Source organism: Hymenobacter ruber (assembly GCF_054783255.1).
Map to the genome: position 1 here is coordinate 1081520 of NZ_BAAGQX010000002.1, position 18648 is coordinate 1100167.

At 61.3% G+C, this 18648-nt stretch carries 18 protein-coding genes; 8 read left to right on the plus strand and 10 right to left on the minus strand.

Annotated features, from left to right (window positions below):
• Nucleotides 1-65 precede the first annotated feature (65 nt).
• From ACYVM5_RS05230 to ACYVM5_RS05245, 4 genes are all read right to left on the minus strand, one after another.
• Nucleotides 66-728, minus strand: coding sequence for a phosphatidylserine decarboxylase family protein (locus ACYVM5_RS05230; RefSeq protein WP_198070015.1), 663 nt, complete (start codon nucleotides 726-728; stop codon nucleotides 66-68).
• Between the two features lie 260 nt (nucleotides 729-988).
• Nucleotides 989-2275 carry a Glu/Leu/Phe/Val family dehydrogenase gene (locus ACYVM5_RS05235; protein ID WP_460617079.1) on the minus strand — a complete coding sequence of 429 codons (1287 nt, stop codon included), beginning with the start codon at nucleotides 2273-2275 and terminating at the stop codon, nucleotides 989-991.
• Between the two features lie 116 nt (nucleotides 2276-2391).
• Nucleotides 2392-3393 (minus strand): phosphatidate cytidylyltransferase, encoded by a 1002-nt coding sequence (locus ACYVM5_RS05240; protein WP_460617080.1) that lies wholly within the window; start codon nucleotides 3391-3393, stop codon nucleotides 2392-2394.
• Nucleotides 3394-3521: 128 nt separating this feature from the next.
• Complete coding sequence (locus ACYVM5_RS05245) at nucleotides 3522-4502, minus strand: CPBP family intramembrane glutamic endopeptidase (protein ID WP_460617081.1); 981 nt, start codon at nucleotides 4500-4502, stop codon at nucleotides 3522-3524.
• A 194-nt stretch (nucleotides 4503-4696) separates the two neighbouring features.
• Here ACYVM5_RS05245 and dusB point away from each other — a divergent pair, with 194 nt between their 5' ends.
• A complete protein-coding gene (gene dusB, locus ACYVM5_RS05250; protein WP_460617082.1) occupies nucleotides 4697-5689 on the plus strand; it encodes a tRNA dihydrouridine synthase in 993 nt (330 codons plus the stop codon).
• Nucleotides 5690-5868: 179 nt separating this feature from the next.
• Nucleotides 5869-7074, plus strand: a complete 1206-nt coding sequence (locus ACYVM5_RS05255; protein WP_460617083.1) for a nitrogen regulation protein NR(II) — start codon at nucleotides 5869-5871, stop codon at nucleotides 7072-7074.
• A 33-nt stretch (nucleotides 7075-7107) separates the two neighbouring features.
• Here ACYVM5_RS05255 and ACYVM5_RS05260 read toward each other — a convergent pair whose 3' ends face one another.
• The 5 genes from ACYVM5_RS05260 to ACYVM5_RS05280 all read right to left on the minus strand — a co-directional run bounded on the left by ACYVM5_RS05260 (nucleotide 7108) and on the right by ACYVM5_RS05280 (nucleotide 10608).
• Nucleotides 7108-8169, minus strand: a complete 1062-nt coding sequence (locus ACYVM5_RS05260) for a lipocalin family protein (RefSeq protein ID WP_460617084.1) — start codon at nucleotides 8167-8169, stop codon at nucleotides 7108-7110.
• Between the two features lie 40 nt (nucleotides 8170-8209).
• Complete coding sequence (locus ACYVM5_RS05265) at nucleotides 8210-8908, minus strand: peptidase associated/transthyretin-like domain-containing protein (RefSeq protein ID WP_460617085.1); 699 nt, start codon at nucleotides 8906-8908, stop codon at nucleotides 8210-8212.
• Nucleotides 8909-8956: 48 nt separating this feature from the next.
• Nucleotides 8957-9664, minus strand: coding sequence for a peptidase associated/transthyretin-like domain-containing protein (locus ACYVM5_RS05270; RefSeq protein WP_460617086.1), 708 nt, complete (start codon nucleotides 9662-9664; stop codon nucleotides 8957-8959).
• A gap of 50 nt (nucleotides 9665-9714) precedes the next feature.
• Nucleotides 9715-10164 carry a carboxypeptidase-like regulatory domain-containing protein gene (locus tag ACYVM5_RS05275; protein ID WP_460617440.1) on the minus strand — a complete coding sequence of 150 codons (450 nt, stop codon included), beginning with the start codon at nucleotides 10162-10164 and terminating at the stop codon, nucleotides 9715-9717.
• A 93-nt stretch (nucleotides 10165-10257) separates the two neighbouring features.
• Complete coding sequence (locus ACYVM5_RS05280) at nucleotides 10258-10608, minus strand: hypothetical protein (RefSeq protein ID WP_460617087.1); 351 nt, start codon at nucleotides 10606-10608, stop codon at nucleotides 10258-10260.
• 114 nt (nucleotides 10609-10722) lie between these two features.
• Between ACYVM5_RS05280 and ACYVM5_RS05285 the strand changes: the two genes are divergently transcribed.
• The 5 genes from ACYVM5_RS05285 to ACYVM5_RS05305 all read left to right on the plus strand — a co-directional run bounded on the left by ACYVM5_RS05285 (nucleotide 10723) and on the right by ACYVM5_RS05305 (nucleotide 15878).
• Nucleotides 10723-11241 carry a hypothetical protein gene (locus tag ACYVM5_RS05285; protein ID WP_460617088.1) on the plus strand — a complete coding sequence of 173 codons (519 nt, stop codon included), beginning with the start codon at nucleotides 10723-10725 and terminating at the stop codon, nucleotides 11239-11241.
• A gap of 73 nt (nucleotides 11242-11314) precedes the next feature.
• Complete coding sequence (locus ACYVM5_RS05290) at nucleotides 11315-13099, plus strand: amino acid permease (RefSeq protein WP_460617089.1); 1785 nt, start codon at nucleotides 11315-11317, stop codon at nucleotides 13097-13099.
• Between the two features lie 49 nt (nucleotides 13100-13148).
• Nucleotides 13149-14252, plus strand: a complete 1104-nt coding sequence (locus ACYVM5_RS05295; RefSeq protein WP_460617090.1) for a sensor histidine kinase — start codon at nucleotides 13149-13151, stop codon at nucleotides 14250-14252.
• 14 nt (nucleotides 14253-14266) lie between these two features.
• Nucleotides 14267-14815: a transposase gene (locus tag ACYVM5_RS05300; protein ID WP_460617091.1), complete on the plus strand. Its 549-nt coding sequence runs from the start codon at nucleotides 14267-14269 to the stop codon at nucleotides 14813-14815.
• A gap of 94 nt (nucleotides 14816-14909) precedes the next feature.
• Nucleotides 14910-15878 carry a lipid A deacylase LpxR family protein gene (locus tag ACYVM5_RS05305; RefSeq protein ID WP_460617092.1) on the plus strand — a complete coding sequence of 323 codons (969 nt, stop codon included), beginning with the start codon at nucleotides 14910-14912 and terminating at the stop codon, nucleotides 15876-15878.
• 30 nt (nucleotides 15879-15908) lie between these two features.
• On the opposite strand, the gene ACYVM5_RS05310 is transcribed toward ACYVM5_RS05305, so the two are convergent.
• Nucleotides 15909-16946, minus strand: coding sequence for a DMT family transporter (locus tag ACYVM5_RS05310; RefSeq protein ID WP_460617093.1), 1038 nt, complete (start codon nucleotides 16944-16946; stop codon nucleotides 15909-15911).
• A 231-nt stretch (nucleotides 16947-17177) separates the two neighbouring features.
• Here ACYVM5_RS05310 and hemA point away from each other — a divergent pair, with 231 nt between their 5' ends.
• A complete protein-coding gene (gene hemA, locus ACYVM5_RS05315; protein ID WP_460617094.1) occupies nucleotides 17178-18452 on the plus strand; it encodes a glutamyl-tRNA reductase in 1275 nt (424 codons plus the stop codon).
• Nucleotides 18453-18648: the final 196 nt, after the last annotated feature.

Genomic DNA, 18648 nt, shown 5'->3' on the forward strand with positions numbered 1-18648 from the left:
TTATTCCAACGAATCGGTTCGTTCACAAAATCCGTGCAATCCGAAAAATCCGAGCGAATCCGTGGTCAGACCTTAAGCTGGCAAATCACGGTTTCGCCGCCCTTCACCTTCTGGCCAAGCTCTACTTTCACTTCAGTATCAACTGGCACAAATACATCGACGCGCGAGCCGAACTTGATGAAGCCGAACTCTTCGCCCTGGCTCACTTCGTCGCCCTCATTCACATACCACACAATGCGGCGGGCCATGGCCCCGGCAATCTGCCGGAAAAGCACTAGCGGGCCGGCATCGGACTCTACCACCACGGTGGTGCGCTCGTTTTGGGTGCTGCTTTTGGGGTGCCAGGCCACCAGGTAGTTGCCGGGGTGGTACTTGAAGTACTTCACCAGGCCCGAAATGGGGTTGCGCGTCACGTGCACGTTGATGGGCGACATGAAGATGCTGATTTGCTTGCGCTCATCCTCAAAATACTCGGGCTCGAACACATTCTCGATTACCACCACCTTGCCATCGGCCGGAGCCAGCAGCAGGTCTTCGTGGGTGAACAGGTGCCGGAATGGGCTCCGGAAGAACTGCAGAATCAGCAGAAAGATGATGACCGTGGCCCCGGCAAAGAGCCGGTTCACCAAATCCTGGCCCCGATTGAACTGAAACATGAGCAAATTGAGCGCCAGCAAAATCAGCAGCGTAACGAACAGAATGCGTCGTCCTTCTTTATGAATCTTCATATAGCACGGCTTGAAACGAACTCCCCAGCGTGGCTTGCGCCGCCTTTTGGTTCAGGAATTCGGTTTCAGATGAAAAAGCTACTCAGCCGCGCAGAACCGGGCCGACTGATGAGGTAAACGGTGTAAACGGAATATCCGGGCAAAGGTCGCTACAGAAATCAGAAAGGCACGAACCGAGCGGCCCGTGCCTTTCCAGAAAGCAAGTACGGAAGAACGCAGAATAAATCTACGCAATCCGCAAAATCACGCTAACTATTTGATTAGAAGCCGCCGCGGAACTTGTACGTCTGGGCTACTTTGTCGATGGCCACCACGTAGGCCGCGATGCGCATCGGGATTTTATATTTCTGGCTGGTCTGGTACACCTTCTCAAAGGCATCGGACATGATGCGGTCGGCGCGCTCGGTTACCATTTCCAGCGTCCACTTGAAGCCCTGCTTGTTCTGCACCCACTCGAAGTACGACACGGTCACGCCGCCCGAGTTGGCCAGAATGTCCGGCACCACCATGATGCCCTTCTCGTTGATGATAGGGTCGGCCGAGGCCGAAGTGGGGCCGTTGGCACCTTCCACAATCAGCTTGGCTTTGATTTCGTGGGCGTTGTGCTCGGTAATCACGTCTTCCACGGCGGCGGGCACCAGCACGTCCACGTCGGAAGTCAGCAGGTCGTCGGGGTTCATCGGCGTGGCGCCGGCAAAGCCCTCGAGGCGGCCGTTATGGGCATTTTTGTAGGCAATGGCTTCGTCGATGTTGATGCCATCAGCGTTCCAGTACGCGCCCGAAATGTCTGATACGGCCTTGATTTTCACGCCCTGCTGGTGCAGCAGCACCGCAGCCCACGAGCCCACGTTGCCGAAGCCCTGCACCGCAGCAGATACTTCGGTCGGCTTCAGGTTCAGCTTCTTGAGAGCGGCCAGGGCCGATACCATTACGCCGCGGCCAGTAGCCTCGGTGCGGCCCAGCGAGCCACCCATTACCAGGGGCTTACCGGTTACCACGGCCGGGGAGGTCATGCCGTTGGTCTTTGAGAATTCGTCCATCAGCCACGCCATTTCGCGCGGGCCGGTGCCCATGTCGGGGGCCGGAATGTCGCGGTCGGGGCCGAAAATATCTTTCAGGGCCAGCGTGTAGCCGCGCGTCATGCGCTCGATTTCGCCGGCGCTCATCGTGGTGGGGTCACAAATAATGCCGCCCTTAGCACCGCCGTAGGGGATGTCCACCACGGCGCACTTCCAGGTCATCCAGGCCGCGAGGGCCTTCACCTCGTCGAGGTGCACGTTTTTGTCGTAGCGGATGCCGCCCTTGCTCGGACCCAGAATGGTGTTGTGAATAACGCGGTAGCCTTCGAACACCTGGATTTTGCCGTTGTCCATCGTCACCGGAATGTGCACGATAACCTGCTTGTCAGGCGCTTTGAGCACGTTGTAGGTTTCATCATCGAGGCCGAGGATTTCGGCGGCGATATTGAAACGCGACATCATCGATTCGAGCGGGTTTTCGCGGTCGACTTTCGGGGCCGGTTCTTTGTACACGGTATTAGCTGCCATGAGGGATTTTATGGGAGGTTGGGTGGGACTTGGATACGGTTTAGGGCCGCAAAGGTATTGGTTTTGGCTTGATGGCGGGCCGGTTTGTCATTACGAAGTCGACGGCCACTTACTTCCTAGCCCGCCAGCAGTTGCAGTAGCGCCAGTACCGGCAGCACCAGCAAAAACGCATCGAACCTATCCAACAGACCGCCGTGGCCAGGCATGATGCTGCCCGAATCCTTCACCCCCACGCTACGCTTGAGCATGGACTCGGCCAAATCGCCGAGGGGCGCGAATACGGCCACCACGCCCGCCGCCACGAGGCGGTGCAGCAGCGGCATATCGGGCAGCATGTAGCCGATGGCCCAGCCCACGAGCAAGGTCATGGCGAAGCCGCCGGCCCAGCCTTCCCAGGTTTTGCCGGGCGAGATTTGGGGGGCCAGCTTGTTCTTGCCAATGGCCCGGCCCACGGCGTAGGCACCGATGTCGGAAGCCCAAATGAGGAAGAGCAGGGCGAAGACGCGGCGGTAGTCGTAGCGAAGGAGGTCAGTGGAATGCCGCTGGGTATAAGCAATGACCTGAAGCAATGCCATCGGAATACTGACGTAAAATATTCCGCCAAATGTTGTTGCCACATTCACAAATGGGCTCGGTGAACTAGGCCAAAGAAATATTTCGCGTAAAACGAGTACCAGAAACAGCAACAGTAAAATGGCTCCGATACCTGCCAAGGCCCATCCCACAACCACCATCTGTTGCTCAGGCAACGCACCGCTACCTATCGGGACTGCTGCTTTTCCTATCTCGAAATATGTATTGTTGGCTTGAGCATGCCAATATTCAGGCAAGCCTTGCCAAGCGTGAATCACAGCAAATAATAATAAGCTCGCCCCCACCCCAATCCACGTAGCCGGCGCGTAGCCGCCCGCCCGCATCATGCGATAAAACTCCCAGAGCATGATGGCCTGCACGGCGGCGAAGAACAGCCCGAACGTGAAGGGGCTGAACCAGACGCTGCCCAGCAGCAGCACGGCCCCGATGACGCCCCAGATGACGCGCAGGCGCAGGTTGCTGGGGCCGGCGGGCGCGGCGGTAGTTTCAGGAGAGGCGGTAGTCGGAGGTGTAGAGTCGGGCAAGTTGGGAAGGGATGTATAGACGCATATTTGCGTCTTGTCGTTGGGGTTGGTGTTTATAAAGGTGCCGTTACGGACGTTCAACGCAAGCCGTTCAACCGAAGGTCAGCGGAGCTAACGCCGAGACGCAATTATGCGTCTCCACCGCGCACGGCCACGCCCTCGCTGCTGAGGGTGAGCATGGTGGTGGGCGGGGCCGGGGCCGTGAAGCGTTGGTGCAGGAAATAGAGCAGGCCGGCCGAGAGCAGCGCCGACGGAATCACCAGCGCCCAGGGCAGGGCGTCGGTCGAGTCGGGGTCGAAGCCCCAGCCGAACTGGCCGCGCTGGGCCAGGTACAGGATGAACAGCTGGAAGGCATTCTGGGTGAAGTGCGCGGCCATACTCACCAGGATGTTGCCGCTCCAGAGGTACAGGTACCCCAGCACCAGCCCCAGCACAAAGCGCGGCACGAACCCAAAAAACTGAAAGTGAATGGCCGAGAAAATGGCCGCGCCCAGCCACACGCCCACGTGCGGCGAAAACCAGCGCACCAGGTTTTTCTGAATCACGCCCCGAAACACCAGCTCCTCGGCCACGGCTGGCACCAGTCCAATTACCAGCACGCCCACCCAAAACCGCGCGGGCGAATTGAATTTCGTGAGAAACTTGGTGAGCACCGCCGCCTTATCCTCGCTGGCCCGCGCCCACACCTCAAAATCGTGCAGTTGGGCGGGGAAGTGTGCCCCCGCGTTCCAGGCAATGATGGTGGACATAAATGGCAGCGTGACAATGATGAGCACTGCCACCACCAGCAGCCACCACCACGCCCCCAGCCGACGCGGGCTAAAATACTCGGCCCAGCCGTAGCCCAGCGCCGAGGCCAGCGCCACCGCCCCGCCCGCCAGCGCGCAAAACAGGAGCACGCCCTGCATCATCATCAGCAGGCTCCAGCCCTGCGGGTAGGTGGTGGGGTTCAGCACGGCCCGCTGCATTTCGGGTATCGACAGGCCAAAGCCCCACTGCGCCCAGGCGAAGATGATGGCGTAGCCCACGCAGGCTCCCGCTACCATGAAGGCCAGCAGCAGCAGTATTTGCAGGCCGGGGTGCAGCGTGCGGGGTAGGAAACCTTTCATAGCGGGGTACAAGTTGGGAAGGGCGTAAATTTGCGTAAAATACGCTGACTTTTAGTTGGCATCTGTCATCCTGAGCGCAGCGAAGGGCCTTATCACGCTTGCACTATTTGAGTTACTACGACTCGTTCTTTGGTGATAAGGTCCTTCGCTGCGTTCAGGATGACAGGCGTCTCCTTTAAAATTAATTCATCCTCGTGGTCAACATAGGTCCCAACATCCAGCTTCCCGATTTCCCGCTCCTGCTCGCGCCCATGGAGGACGTGAGCGACCCGCCCTTCCGCGCCGTGTGCAAAGCCCACGGGGCCGATTTGATGTACACCGAGTTTATTTCCTCGGAGGGCCTGATTCGGGCGGCGGCCAAGAGCCGCAAGAAGCTGGACATCTTCGATTATGAGCGGCCCATCGGTATTCAGCTCTTCGGCTCCGACGTGGAGACGATGGGCGAGTGCGCGGCCATCAGCACCGAGGCCGGGCCCGATTTGATTGACATCAACTACGGCTGCCCGGTGAAGCAGGTGGCCTGCCGGGGCGCGGGCGCGGCCCTGCTCCAGGACATCCCCAAGATGGTGGCCATGACGGCCTCGGTGGTGAAGCACACCCACCTGCCCGTGACCGTGAAAACCCGCCTGGGCTGGGACGAAGGCACCAAAAACGTGGAAGAAGTGGCCGAGCGCCTGCAAGACGTGGGCATTGCCGCCCTCACGGTGCACGGCCGCACCCGCGCCCAGCTCTACAAGGGCGAGGCCGACTGGCGCCTCATCGCCAAAATCAAGGATAACCCGCGCATCAAAATCCCGATTTTCGGCAACGGCGATATCGACTCACCCGAAAAAGCCCTCGAATACAAAACCCGCTACGGTGTGGACGGCGTGATGATTGGCCGGGCCAGCATCGGCTACCCCTGGATTTTCCGGGAGGTGAAGCACTTCGTAAAGACGGGGGAACTACTCGCACCGCCTACGCTGGAAGAGCGCGTGGCCGCCTGCCAGATGCACTTCGACCGCAGCATTGAGTGGAAAGGCCCGAAAGTGGGCATCTTCGAGATGCGCCGCCATTACGCGCATTATTTCCGCGGCCTGGAAGGGGCCAAAAACTGGCGCACCAGCCTAGTGAATGCCGAAACCCCGGCCGACGTGCTGGAGATTTTGCAGGAAATTGCCAGCAGCAACGCCGTGCTGGTGGGGTAGCACGCCTGTCATCCTGAGCACAGCGAAGGACCTTCTCACGCCTGACCAGATTTGCAGCAATCATTTTTTCTGCGAACCGTTCAAGCGTGAGAAGGTCCTTCGCTGTGCTCAGGATGACAGGCGTGTTGCATAACAGCCGCTTTTACTGCCGTTCCTTTGCTCGTCCCGTATTCCCGTTCATGCTTCCGATTTACAGTCAAAAAACCCGCATCAAAATTCTGGTGGCCGTGCTGGCGCTGCTCATCGGAGCGGCTACGGTCATCTACACCAACCTGCTGGTGCAGCGCGTGTCGGAGCGGGAGCAGCAGCAGATTCAGCTGTACGCCAAGGCACAGGAGTTTATTGTTAATTCGGAATCCGAAACCAATCCGTTTGTTTTCAATGAGATAATCAACGGCAAGACGACCATTCCGGTCATTCTCAGCACCGACGGCAAAGACATTATCGCGGCCAAAAATATTCCCATGCCGGTCCACGTCACGAAAGCCGATTCGCTGACGCTGCTCGACAGCGAGCTGCTGCTGATGAAGAAGCAGCACCCGCCCATCATCGTGAAGTTTGGAGCGGGGCAGGTGAACTACATCTTCTACCGCGACTCGCAGCTACTGCGGCAATTGCGCACCTATCCGCTGGTGCAATTGGTGGTGATTGGCTGCCTGGCCGTCATTGCGTATTTCGCGTTCAGCTCCTCGCGCCGGGCCGAGCAAAACCGCGTGTGGGTGGGCCTGGCCAAGGAAACGGCCCACCAATTGGGTACGCCGCTCAGCAGCCTGGTGGGCTGGCAGAACTACCTGCGCGACTCCGACCGCTTCAAAAACGAGCCCATCGTGGACGAGCTGGGCAAGGATATCCGGCGGCTGGAAATCATCACGGAGCGCTTCTCCAACATCGGCTCGGTACCGGTGCTCAAGGATGAAAACCTGTATCTAACCACCCGCAACGCCATCGAATACCTGCAAAGCCGGGTGTCGAAAAAGGTGGTTTTCAAAATTGAAACCGACCTGCCGATGGACACGCCGGCCCGCATCAACGTGCCGCTGTTCGACTGGGTTATCGAAAACATCTGCAAAAATGCCGTGGATGCCATGGAAGGCCGCGGCTCCATCACGCTGCACCTGCGCCGCGTGCGCACCCGCCGCACCTGGTACCGGCGCGGCGCCCCGCCCCGCCAGGTCGCCATCGACATCACCGACACGGGCAAGGGCATTCCCAAAGCCAAGCTCGAAACCGTGTTCATGCCCGGCTTCACCACCAAAAAGCGCGGCTGGGGCCTGGGCCTGGCCTTGGCCAAGCGCATCATCGAGAACTATCACGAGGGCAAGCTCTTCGTGAAATGGAGCGAGGTGGGGCGCGGCACCACGTTCCGCGTGGTGCTGAACCAGTAGTCGGCCATCTGGCCTCGCAATGACAAGCGCAGCCTACCGATTTGTAATCTCCACATACGCCTTGCCCGTTACGGGCTGGCCATTGTGGGTGCCTTTCACGCGACACATTCCCTCCCAGTAATACATGGTGAAGGCGTGGAAAAACCGTAGGGCCAGCTCCTGCTGCGGCACCAGCGGCTCCACGGTGAGGTCGTAGCCTTTGCCGGGCACCTGCACGCGCCAGGTGGCGGGGTATTTCTTTTTGGAGGTGGGGCTGGTCCAGTACGTGAGGGGCGTGAGTGTAAAATCGGGGCCGGAGAGGTGCACGCTGGGGCCGGTAGCGCCGCTGAAGGTGCCGTTGTTGAGGTTCTGGCCGGTGGCGGAATTGCGCAGGGTGTTGAGCATGAACTCCTCCTGAGGCTGGTCGAGCTGGATGCTGAGCCAGTCCCAGCCCACGTTTTTGTCCACGATGCTGGTGCAGTTCCACTGCCGGTCGTACCACAGCTCGCCGGTGACCTGGCGGGTTTTGCCGGCCACCGTGAGCGTGCCGGTAGTGCTGAGGCGCGGGAAGGAATAGTAACCGGCCAAGATGCCGTTGCCGTAGTTTTCGTAGCCGGTGCCGCTGTGCAGCACCACGTCGCGCGTGGGCCGGGTGGTGAGGTCGAGGGCGTAGCCGGCATTGGCCTTGCCGGTGAGGGCAGCCTGGAGGTGGTAGGCCCCCTCCTGCCCGTCAAACTTCCAGGTTTCGCCGCGCTGGTGCTCGCGCAGCCGCAGCGGCAGGGAGTCGGTGAGTAGCACGGGCAGCTTGCCCAGCTTGTAGTCGAAGTGGAATTTCTGGCCTTGCGGGTCGGTCAGGGCCACGTTCACCATCTGCCAGTCCTGGCGGCCGTCTTTCAGGTTGAAGTGGAAGAAAACGTATTCCACGCCGAAGTCCTCGCCGGTAGCCTGGTCGCGCAGGTGGCCGGTGAGGTACCACCATTCGAGCGAGTTTTTGGGGTGCACGGCTTCCTCGTGGGGCAGCTCGGCGCGGGTAGCAGTGGGGTTGAAGCGGGTGGTGGGACGCGGAGCAGCACACGCCGCCAGCAGGCAAAGGAGGGCAAAACGCAAAACTTTCATACCCTCTCAGAAGGTATTTTGAGGCAGAAAGGTTTGGCGGTTAGCGGCGGCTTTTGCGCGACTTGTGTAAGGCAACGGGTGGCTCCTCCAATATGGCTCTGCCTTTACGAAAACCGCGTTCTGGAATCGAGAGTAGCCGAATGGCAAGTGGCGCGGGCACTAAAGTTTCTTTTATGCTTACCTGAACCGTTTGCTCCAAAAGGGCAAACGGCACACCCCCAACTCTCACTTTTATTATTCCGCTTTTTGCGGGTGCCCAATCAGCAGGAAAGGAGAACGAGAACTCGCCCCGCTCATTGGCAATAGTGCCGTATTGCGTATCGCCAAAGTATACCCTCGCGCCGGCTACCGGCACATTCAAGGAGTCATCCATCACGACCCCGCGAATGGTAATCATGGCCTGACGGGGAGCCTGCCCAACCAGCCAATGCCCGATGCGCAGCGGCTGCGGCGGCAAAGCAGCCGCCGAAACCTGCTGTCCACTCAGAAAAGCCGCCGCCGCCAACAGCCACCGCCGGGGTCCACTCCACCGCTTCGGATGGTGCGGCACCGCCGGCGGGACAGCCATGAAGGCACAGACGCGTTGCCCCTTCCGCCCCGCCATAAAAGCCAGTATTTCCGCCTGACTCATGCGAGTGAAATCCACCACTTCCGTTTGGCAGCGGCCACACTGGCGGCCGGCCGCCGTGGGCGTCATCGCATCCCAGCTTTCGGCACAGGGCTTCGGAATGGAAATCACGGCGTTCAGACGTTGGAGCTTAAATCGTAGCGGCTGATGAAGCTTCAGCTACTTCTGCGGCGGGGCCACGGGCGGCTCGGGCATCCGGATTTTGCCCATCACCTTGCCCCGGTTCGGCACCGAATCCAGGTGCACGGTGAGCGCGGCGGGCTGGGGCGTGGCCTTCAAGTCGAGCGCCACGTCCTTCGGCTGAAAATCAAACGGGTTGCCCAGGAACTTCAGCGTCACGCTGCCCCCGGCGATGGGGGCCCAGTCGCGGGCCATCACCAGTTCGAAGTTGCCCTTCTCGTCGGTGGTGGTGCCGAATTCGGTGTCGTTTATCATGACCCGCACGCCGGCCACGGCGGGGCCGCTGGCCCCGTCCAGCACTTGGCCGCGAATGATGATTTGGCGCGCCGGGGTCATTGCCGGGTCGGTGGCTATGGTGGCGGTGGTGGGCACGGGCGGCTGCTGGGGCGGCTTGGTGGCGCACGACGTGGCCGACTGCCAGCCCAATAATGCCAGCCCGGCCAGCAGCCAGCGCCGCCATCGCGTGGCCGGAGCCACCGGGGCCAGCTGGGTGGCATTGGTCAGGGCGCACACGCGCCGGCCGCCCTGCCGGGCCATGAAGGCCATGATTTCGGCGTCGCTCATGCGGGTGAAATCCACCACTTCGGTGGCGCAGGCGGCGCAGTGGCGGCCGGCGGCGGTGGGCGACATATTGGCCCAAGGCTGGGCGCAGGGCTGCGGAATGGAGATGCGGGGGAGAGTGGCCATGCGGCTAAAGTAGCGGTTTTAGGGAAAGCAGCGGGCGTTTGGCTTTAATATCAGCTGCGGCGGAAGGGCCGAGTGAGCCAATATTTGCTCCAGTAGTAGACTGCTCGCGGGTGCCAGGGAGCGGGCGGCAGCTTACTTGGTGGCAGCCGGCAAACTGCTACTTCGCCTAGCAACATTCCCTTGACATCAGTTTCCAGATAAAACCGATTGGCAGGCGCATTTTGGCCCACGACCAATCGGTGCGATTGCGACACGTAGCCGACGTAATTCAGCTGAATTTCGGCGGTGCCATTCACTACATACTGGGCCGGTACAGTAAGCTCGAAGGCCCCGTACTCATCAGTGGGAACTCCGATTTGGGTATTTATCAGTAGCACCGTCACGCCGGGTAGACCCAGATGTGCGGACGAGTCACGCACCATGCCCCGAAGCACAACAGACGCGGCAGCCAAAGCTTCAAGGTGCGTCGGAGCGGCCGCTACCATCGTAGGCGCGCCCATGGTAATCTGCCGCTGCACTGCCGTGGCAGGGTCGCGCAAGGGCGTTCCTTTTTCCTCGTTCGCTACCGGCGCGGACGGCACCGGGCCGCCCCATTAGCGGGCGCGCCACTCGGCGGGCGCTTGCGCCTGGGCCACCACGCCGCTGCCTTCCCGCACACCCCACATGGCCACGGCCGCCGCCAGCCAAGCCCGCCACCGCGCCGTTGGGGCAACCGCAGCGGCGCGCTGCAACGGCCGCTCCAGCTGCCCCGCCGCGAAGCGCCCGCAGATGCGGGGGCTCGCGGCACCGGCCAGATAGGCCAGGATTTCGGCATCGGTTTTCAGGGTAAAGTCGACTACTGTCTGAGCACAGGCAGCACAGTGGCGGCCGGTGGCGGTGGGCGTCATCGAGGCCCAGTTTTCGTGGCAGGGCTGCGGAATGTGGATGGAGCGGGCAGGGCGCATGGGCTGACGAACGAAAGCGGTTTCTTACCCGATGCCTGCCCCGGCGGCATTGCACACGCCGGTGGCCAAAACCTTGTATCTTAGTCATCGTTCCTTCCACCTAGCATTTCAGCCATGTTCCGCACGCTACGCCTCGCGCCCCTGGCGCTCCTGCTTCTGCCCTTGCTGAGCCACGCCCAGACGCGCTCTGCTGCCGCACTCGGGCTGGAAATTCCGGCACCGGCCCCGCCTGCGAAGGGCCATTTTCTCACGGGAGCTTACGTGGTGGGCAACTACACACCGCTGCCCACCGCTTCCGGCTACGGCTACGCCATGCAGCCCTACCTGCGCTACCAGCTGGGCAGCAGCGCCACGGGCCGGGCGCGCCCGTTCGTGCAATACAGCTTTGTGCCCTACCGCCTGCAAGGCCCCGGCATGCTCTACAACCCCGATGCCCTCCCTACTAACACGGGCTTTGCCCCGCTGGCGCAACGCCCCGCTCCTTTTGGAGGCTACAGCGGCACCAGCAACTACGGCGGGCTGGGCGCTTTTTCGGTGGGCATTCCCATGCAGATTGGGCGCGGCTCAGCCGTGCTGAACATCGGCGGCTCGCTGGTCGAAAGCGCATTCATGCAGTCGCTGCATCCGAGGTAGGCGGGGCCGCGCGGGCCGCAACCCGCGCCGGGGCGTTATCTTTTGCCCCTCAAACCCGCCCTCCCACCTTAGCATGAGTTCTGAAAAGTCGCTTTTCCGCCGCAAAACCATTGCGGCCATTCTGCAAAACCCACCCGCCGACCACGAAGGCCACGCCGCCCCCGGCGGCCTGGAGCGCCACCTCACCGTGCGCGACCTCACGGCGCTAGGCATTGCGGCCATCATCGGGGCCGGCATTTTCAGCACCATCGGCAAGGCCAGTCTGGACGGTGGGCCGGCGGTGTCGCTGCTGTTTGTTTTTACGGCCATTGCCTGCGCGTTTTCGGCGCTGTGCTACGCGCAGTTTGCGGCCACCATTCCGGTTAGCGGGTCGGCTTATACCTACGCCTACGCCTCGTTTGGCGAGCTGGCGGCCTGGATTATCGGCTGGGCCTTGATAATGGAATACGCGGTGGGCAACATCGTGGTAGCCATTTCGTGGTCCGATTACTTTACCGGTTTGCTCGACGGCATCGGGATTCACATCCCGCTCTGGCTCACGATGGGTACCCAAACCGGCCACGCCGGCTACGAGGCCGTGCAGACGCTGGTGCAGTCGGGCAAGACCCTGGCCGAGGCCACGGCCGCCGTATCGCCGGCCCAGCTCGATGGCTACAAGGCCTGGATGATGGCCCCGGCCCTGTCCGACAGCTTCCATCTGGTGGTCGACCTGCCCGCCTTCCTCATCACTGTGGCCATCACGGCGCTGGTGTACGTGGGCATCAAGGAAAGCAAAAACGCCTCCAACCTGCTGGTGTTGTTGAAGTTGATAATCGTCTTCATCGTGATTGTGGTGGGCGCGTTCTACGTGCAGCCGGCCAACTGGACGCCCTTCGCCCCCAACGGCGTGGGCGGCGTGCTCAAGGGCGTATCGGCGGTATTCTTTGCCTACATCGGCTTCGATGCTATCTCGACCACGGCCGAGGAATGCAAGAACCCGCAACGCGACCTGCCCAAAGCCATGATGTATGCTCTCATCATCTGCACGGTGCTGTATGTAATTATTACGCTGGTGCTTACGGGCATGGTTTCCTATAAGGAGCTGGGCGTGGGCGACCCGCTTTCCTTCGTGTTTGCCAAGGTGGGTTTGTCGCGCCTCTCGGGCCTGGTAGCCGTGAGTGCAGTGTTTGCCATGGCTTCGGTGCTGCTGGTTTTCCAGCTGGGCCAGCCGCGCATCTGGCTGACCATGAGCCGTGACGGCCTGCTACCCACAGTGTTTTCCAAGATTCACCCGCGCTTCCATACCCCGTCGTTCGCTACCATCGTCACGGGCTTTTTTGTGGCGGTACCGGCGCTCATTCTGAACATGGATTTGGTGGTCGACCTCACCAGCATCGGCACGCTGTTCGCGTTTGCGCTGGTGTGCGGCGGCATTCTCATCATCGACCCCTACGGCCGCTCGGAAGCCCGCTTCAAGGTGCCGTACATCAACGGGCAGTGGCTGGTGCCGCTCATTCTCGCCATTGGCGCCTTCCTGATTGTGCGCTACAACGCAGCCAGCAACCACGAGTTCATGCTCGACATCACTGGTCAGCGCGGCTGGATTGCGCACGATGCACTGAGCGGCAAGGTCACGGGCGGCTTCGCTCACCAGATTCCGACGCTGGTGTTTTTCCTGTTCTGCATCGGCCTGTCGGCGCTCTCATTCCGCAAAAAACTGTCGTTGCTGCCCACCCTGGGCCTGCTCATCAACCTGTATTTGATGACCGAGCTGGGCATCAGCAACTGGACGCTGTTTTTCGTGTGGCTGCTGATAGGCTTGGCCGTATATTTCGGCTACGGCTACAAAAACTCGAAGCTGAACCGGATAGCGGCATAATTGGTTGCCGGGCAGCCGGACGTTTTTCACCGGTCTTTGCCCCAACCTCATGCCCCTTTCTGCCGACACTTTTCAACACCTGCTCGACAGCAACCCCCAAACGTTTTTTGCCTACGACATTGTCGCTGGCGAGGTGTGCTACGTGAGCGCGGCCTACGAGCAGCTGTTTCCCGGCCTCCGGCGCGAAAATGCGAACGCCGACCTGCCCCGGCTGCTGGGCTTCCTGCCCCCCGATGACCAGACTTACGTCCGCCATTGCCTGGGGCAGCTGGCTGCCGGCCACCTCTGCGACGACCTGCTGCTGCGCCTGCAGCCCCACCCCGACGTGCCCCTGCGCTGGCTGGCGGTGCAGGCCCGGCGCAGTACTGCCCCCGATGGCCGCGCGTTGCTGGCCGGCACCGCTCAGGACGTGACGGTGGAGCAGGAATACCTGCGCAACGCCGACAAGTACATGGCCAAGAAGAACACTACGCTGGAAATTCTGTCGCACGACCTGGCCGGGCCGTTCAGCATGCTTCAGCAGATGGCCGAATTTCTGGAGGAAAAAACCCAGACCCTGCAAGACGCGCAGGTGCAAAAAATGCTGCGCGTGATGCGCGACACCTGCCGCGACAGCGTAAACCTCATTCGCGATTTTGTGGATGGCGAGTTCATGGACTCGGCGGCCGTGCAGCTCAAGCGCACCCGCGTAGACCTGGTGCAGGCCCTGCGCCAGGTGGTGGAAATGTATCAGGTGGGCGAGCATTTGGTGGCCAAGCATTTCGAGTTTCAGCCCACGCAGCCCACCCTATTCGTTGAAATCGACAACAACAAGTTTTTGCAGGTGATTAACAACCTGATGTCCAACGCCATCAAATTCACCGGCGAGGGCGGCCACATCACGGTGGGCCTCACCCAGCACCCGGACCACGTGCTGGTGACTGTGGCCGACGACGGCATCGGCATTCCGGCCCACCTGCTGCCCATGCTCTTCGACCGCTTCACGCCCGCCCGCCGCCCCGGCCTGCGCGGCGAAAAAACCACCGGCCTGGGCATGCACATTATCGAAACCATCGTGCAGTTGCACCAAGGCCACATCTGGGTCGAGAGCGAGGAAAACGTGGGCACTACGTTTTACATCAAGCTGCCGGCTACGGCCCGGGCGGCGGGTTAATATTGGGCGGTTTCGTGGGCCAAACTTCCTTTCTCACCCTTCGCCTGCACGGCACCATTCCCGCGGCCACCAGCCGCGAGCTGGCCGCCGAGCTGCGCCAGGCCCGTGCAGCCGGCACCGACCATCGCCGCGCCCGGAAGCAGTTTTTCGCCAAATTTGATGCCGTGCTGGACCGGGCCCCCATCGGGGCGGCCTACTTTGAAAACGAGAAGCTGGCCGAAGTTTTGGCCGGCGAAATCATGATGCTGGAAGAAGTGGGCTTTGTGGTGCACGGCTTCGCCATTCTGCCCAACCACACGCACCTCGTGGTGCACTTGCCCGCCAGCAGCACCATCTCCTTCGCCCAGGCCATCGACCTGCTGCACCTGCGCACGGGCACCGCCTGCCGCCGCCTGGTGCGCCCCAGGCTCCCTTCCGAAGCCGAATTCTGGCAGGTGGGCTGGTTCAACTACGACGTGCAGGACGAGGCCGAGCTCATCCGCCTGCTGGCCTACGTGCGCGGCAATGCCCGGCGGGCGGGCCTGCCCGCCCGCTTCCAGGAGTGGCCGTATGTGAATGAGTAGCTGAGTTAATACCAGCTGCCGCTCATCACAAATGCACACCAGCATTGCGGCAATCCAATCCTCGCCGCCCGCCCGCGCGTATCTCCCGCCACTCATGCGCCTCCCGATATTGCTGTTTCTGGGTTTCTCTGGCCTCACCGGCCCCGCACCGGCCGATACGCTGCGGCCCATCAGCTCTACCCGACTGCTGCGCTACACCTACGCCAACGACCTGTTTTTTCGCACCGATTATTACTTCACGCAGGGCATGACGCTCACGCTGGTGCACCCGATACTGGCCCACCTGCCGGTGCGGCACCTGCTGGCGGCCGGCCCGCGTGGCAGCACGCAGTACCATAGCCTCACGCTGCGCTACGATGGGTTTACGCCCCTGCGCATCCAGGACGCGTTTATTCGGGTGGGCGACCGGCCGTATGCAGCATATTTATACGGGTCGTTTTTTCGCGTCAGTAACCATCCAGTCCAACATCAGCGACTAACCACGGCGCTGGAAATCGGCTTCATCGGTCCGGCGGCGGGCGGCAAGGAATTGCAAACTGCCATCCACCGCGTCACGGGCAATGCCGAGCCGCGTGGCTGGGATTATCAGATTCAGAACGCGCCAATCATTGGCTACCGCATGGCGTTTGAGAAGCAGCTAGCGGCCAGTCAGCACGTTGATTTGCTGGGCAATGCCGAAGCCTCCCTCGGTACGCTGTACACCTACGCCGGTACCGGTCTGCACTTGCGCGCCGGAAAATTCACGCCCTATTTCGCCAACCTGGGCATCACTGCACCAAACCACAACAGTGAGCCACAACCCTGGCAACTGTACGGCGAAGCCACGCTGGAAGGACGCCTCGTTGGCTACGATGCCACCTTACAGGGCAGTCCTTTCACCAACCGCAACCCGTACACACTGCCCGCTGACGACGTGCGCCGGGCTATTTTGCGCAGCTCCGGCGGCGTGGTGCTGGCTCACGGCGGACTGAGCTTTGCCGCCACGGCCACCTGGGTTTCACCGGAATTCGCAGGCGGCCGCTCACACCGATGGGGGCAATTGGGTATGACGGTGGCGTTTTAATCGACTCGCACGCGCCGGGCAGACCGGCAATTACCGCGCTCGGTGAATAATGAGCACGCCCGCCAGAATCACTACCATGCCGGCAAAGTGCCACAGGTTGAACGCCTCGCCATCCAGCGCGCCCCAGGCCAGGGCCACGATAGGAATCAGGTAGGTGCTCGATGAAGCAAACAGCGCCGTCGACTGCTGAATCAACCTGTTAAACAGCACCATGGCTACAGCCGTGCTCATGGTAGCCAGCAGCGCTATGTAGCCAAACGCCGCCCACGCCCCCGGCACGGTAGCCAGCTTGTGCAAAAACTCCGTGCCCAGCAGCAGGTACGCCAGGGCCGGCCCGCCGATGAGCAGCAGCAGTACCGATGTCACGGCCACCGGCGTCATCGCGCCCAGCTTGTGCTTGATAACGTTAACGCTCAGGCCGTAGCCCATCGTGGCAATCAGAATATAGATGCCGTACCAGGCATTGCCTTCGCCGGCGGGTGTGGCATCGCCGCCGCTGCCGCCCAGTTGCAGCATCACCACCGTGCCCGCCAGCCCCAGCGTGATGCCCAGCACCCGCAGCCCCGTCAGCCGCTGCCGAAACAGCAGCGCCCCCACCAGCAGCGTGAACACCACCGTAAGGGCATTGAGCACACCCGCCAGCCCGGAGGCCAGCCGGGTTTCGGCATACGCAAACAGAAAGGCCGGAATCAGCGTACCCACCACTCCACTCAGGGCCAGCCACTTGAACCGGCTGCGCTCGACGTGCCCCACGTGGCGCAGCGCAAACGGCAGCAACAGCAGCGCGGCCACACTCACGCGGGTAGCGCCCAGTTCCATGGCCGAAAACACCACCAGCCCCTTCTTCATCAGAATAAACGACGTGCCCCAGATGGAGGCCAGAATGAGCAGCAGCATCCACGCCACGGGCGAGGTAACGGCTGGCGCAGGAGCCGCCAGCGCCTCAGTCGCTTCGAGGAAAGCCGTTTCATCGGCCGCGCCCGGCAGGGTGGTTTCGGACGCAGAAGCAACCCTGGCGGGCGTGGGCACGAGTGAGGAATGAGCAGCGGGTGGGAGTTTCGGCGACATGGCGCAAAGGTACAAGCCCCCGGTATGGCGGTCGGCGCGCCATTCCGCCCCGAGGCTTGACTGATTTTTGTCATTCCGGCCAGACACTTTCATTCTGATTGCCTCTCAAGGGCCAAAGGCACCTGATATTCGTCAACTTTCCTCTCGAACCCTACTTATGCCCGGGCTGTTGTGATATCCTACCGAAATCCTGCCGTAATTTTGTAGTCCGATTTCGTGTCGATTCCGTCTATGTCGCATCCGTTCAAGGCCGTTAGCCTCTCCTTCAAGAAAGCCCCGCTTGCCATCCGCGAGCTGCTTTCGCTGGACGAGGCCGCCTGCCGCCGCTTCCTGAATACGCTGCACAATGAGCTGGGCCTTAATGACCTGCTCGTGCTGAGCACCTGCAACCGCACCGAGGTGTACTACGCCGCCGAGGACGACCGCAGCCGCGAAATCATCCTCGCCCTGGGCCACCTCAAGGACCGCGCCGACATCGGCCAGTTCCTCCCCTATTTCGACCTGCTGCCCGACGCCGACGCGGCCGTGCAGCACCTCTTCGAAGTAGCCATGGGCCTTGATGCTCAGGTAGTAGGCGACCTGCAAATCAGCAACCAGGTAAAAATGGCCTACCAGTGGGCCGCCGACGCTGACGCCGCCGGCCCCTTCCTGCACCGCCTGTTGCACACCGTGTTCTTCACCAACAAGCGCGTGCAAACCGAAACCAGCTTCCGCGACGGGGCTGCCTCGGTGAGCTATGCCGCCCTGGAGCTGGTGGAAGAGCTGACCGCCGACGTGGCCAACCCCAAAGTACTGGTGGTGGGCCTGGGCGAAATCGGAGCCGATGTGTGCCGCCACCTGGCCGCCAGCAAGGCGTTTGGCGAAGTGACGCTTTGCAACCGCACCCGCGCCAAAGCCGAAGAGCTGGCCGCCGAGTGCAACATGCGCATCGTGGAGTTTGAAGACCTCGTGCCCGCTTTGAAAGAAGCCGACGTCGTGATTTCTTCCATCAACCGCGCCGAGCCCTTCTTCACCAAAGAGCTGGCCGAAAACCTCGACGTCCTCAGCTTCAAGTTTCTGATTGACTTGAGCGTACCGCGCAGCATTGCCGCCGATGTGGAGCAGGTGCCCGGCGTACTGGTCTACAACATCGATGCCATTCAGAGCAAGGCCTCGGCCGCGCTGCAAACCCGCCTGGCCGCCGTGCCGCAGGTGCGCGCCATCATTGCCGAAAGCATTGCCGGCCTCAACGACTGGGCCAAAGAAATGATGGTGTCGCCCCTCATCCAGAAGATGAAGGCCAACCTCGAAACCCTCCGCCAGGAGGAACTCGACCGCTACCAGAAAAAAGCCACCCCCGCCGAAAGCAAGCTCCTCGACGAAGCCACCCGCTCGCTGATGCAGAAGATTCTGAAGCAGCACGTGTTGCAGCTCAAAACTGCCTGTCGCCGCGACGATGGCGGGCAGCTGGTAGAGTTGCTGGGCGAGCTGTTCGATTTGGAAAAGCAGAACGAGCCGGCTGTATAAGCCGACTGTCATTGCGAGTGGAGCGCAGCGCAACGTGGCAATCCGTCCTCCCGATGCGACCAGCCTGATAATGTGACAAGCCTTTTTATAAGAAAAGCCCCGCCACCTTCCAGTGTCGGGGCTTTTCACATCTCTGGGATTTCTGCATCGAGAGGAAAGATTGCCGCATTGCGCTGCGCTCCACTCGCAATGGCAG

Excerpts from the sequence above, each read along its gene's own strand:
- ACYVM5_RS05310 (WP_460617093.1), bottom strand. The coding sequence starts at position 16,946 with ATGTCGCCGAAACTCCCACCCGCTGCTCATTCCTCACTCGTGCCCACG.
- ACYVM5_RS05235 (WP_460617079.1), bottom strand. The coding sequence starts at position 2,275 with ATGGCAGCTAATACCGTGTACAAAGAACCGGCCCCGAAAGTCGACCGC.
- ACYVM5_RS05295 (WP_460617090.1), top strand. The coding sequence starts at position 13,149 with ATGCCCCTTTCTGCCGACACTTTTCAACACCTGCTCGACAGCAACCCC.
- ACYVM5_RS05290 (WP_460617089.1), top strand. The coding sequence starts at position 11,315 with ATGAGTTCTGAAAAGTCGCTTTTCCGCCGCAAAACCATTGCGGCCATT.
- ACYVM5_RS05245 (WP_460617081.1), bottom strand. The coding sequence starts at position 4,502 with ATGAAAGGTTTCCTACCCCGCACGCTGCACCCCGGCCTGCAAATACTG.
- ACYVM5_RS05270 (WP_460617086.1), bottom strand. The coding sequence starts at position 9,664 with ATGGCCACTCTCCCCCGCATCTCCATTCCGCAGCCCTGCGCCCAGCCT.
- ACYVM5_RS05260 (WP_460617084.1), bottom strand. The coding sequence starts at position 8,169 with ATGAAAGTTTTGCGTTTTGCCCTCCTTTGCCTGCTGGCGGCGTGTGCT.
- ACYVM5_RS05285 (WP_460617088.1), top strand. The coding sequence starts at position 10,723 with ATGTTCCGCACGCTACGCCTCGCGCCCCTGGCGCTCCTGCTTCTGCCC.
- ACYVM5_RS05275 (WP_460617440.1), bottom strand. The coding sequence starts at position 10,164 with ATGGGCGCGCCTACGATGGTAGCGGCCGCTCCGACGCACCTTGAAGCT.
- ACYVM5_RS05230 (WP_198070015.1), bottom strand. The coding sequence starts at position 728 with ATGAAGATTCATAAAGAAGGACGACGCATTCTGTTCGTTACGCTGCTG.
- ACYVM5_RS05305 (WP_460617092.1), top strand. The coding sequence starts at position 14,910 with ATGCGCCTCCCGATATTGCTGTTTCTGGGTTTCTCTGGCCTCACCGGC.
- hemA (WP_460617094.1), top strand. The coding sequence starts at position 17,178 with ATGTCGCATCCGTTCAAGGCCGTTAGCCTCTCCTTCAAGAAAGCCCCG.
- ACYVM5_RS05280 (WP_460617087.1), bottom strand. The coding sequence starts at position 10,608 with ATGCGCCCTGCCCGCTCCATCCACATTCCGCAGCCCTGCCACGAAAAC.
- ACYVM5_RS05255 (WP_460617083.1), top strand. The coding sequence starts at position 5,869 with ATGCTTCCGATTTACAGTCAAAAAACCCGCATCAAAATTCTGGTGGCC.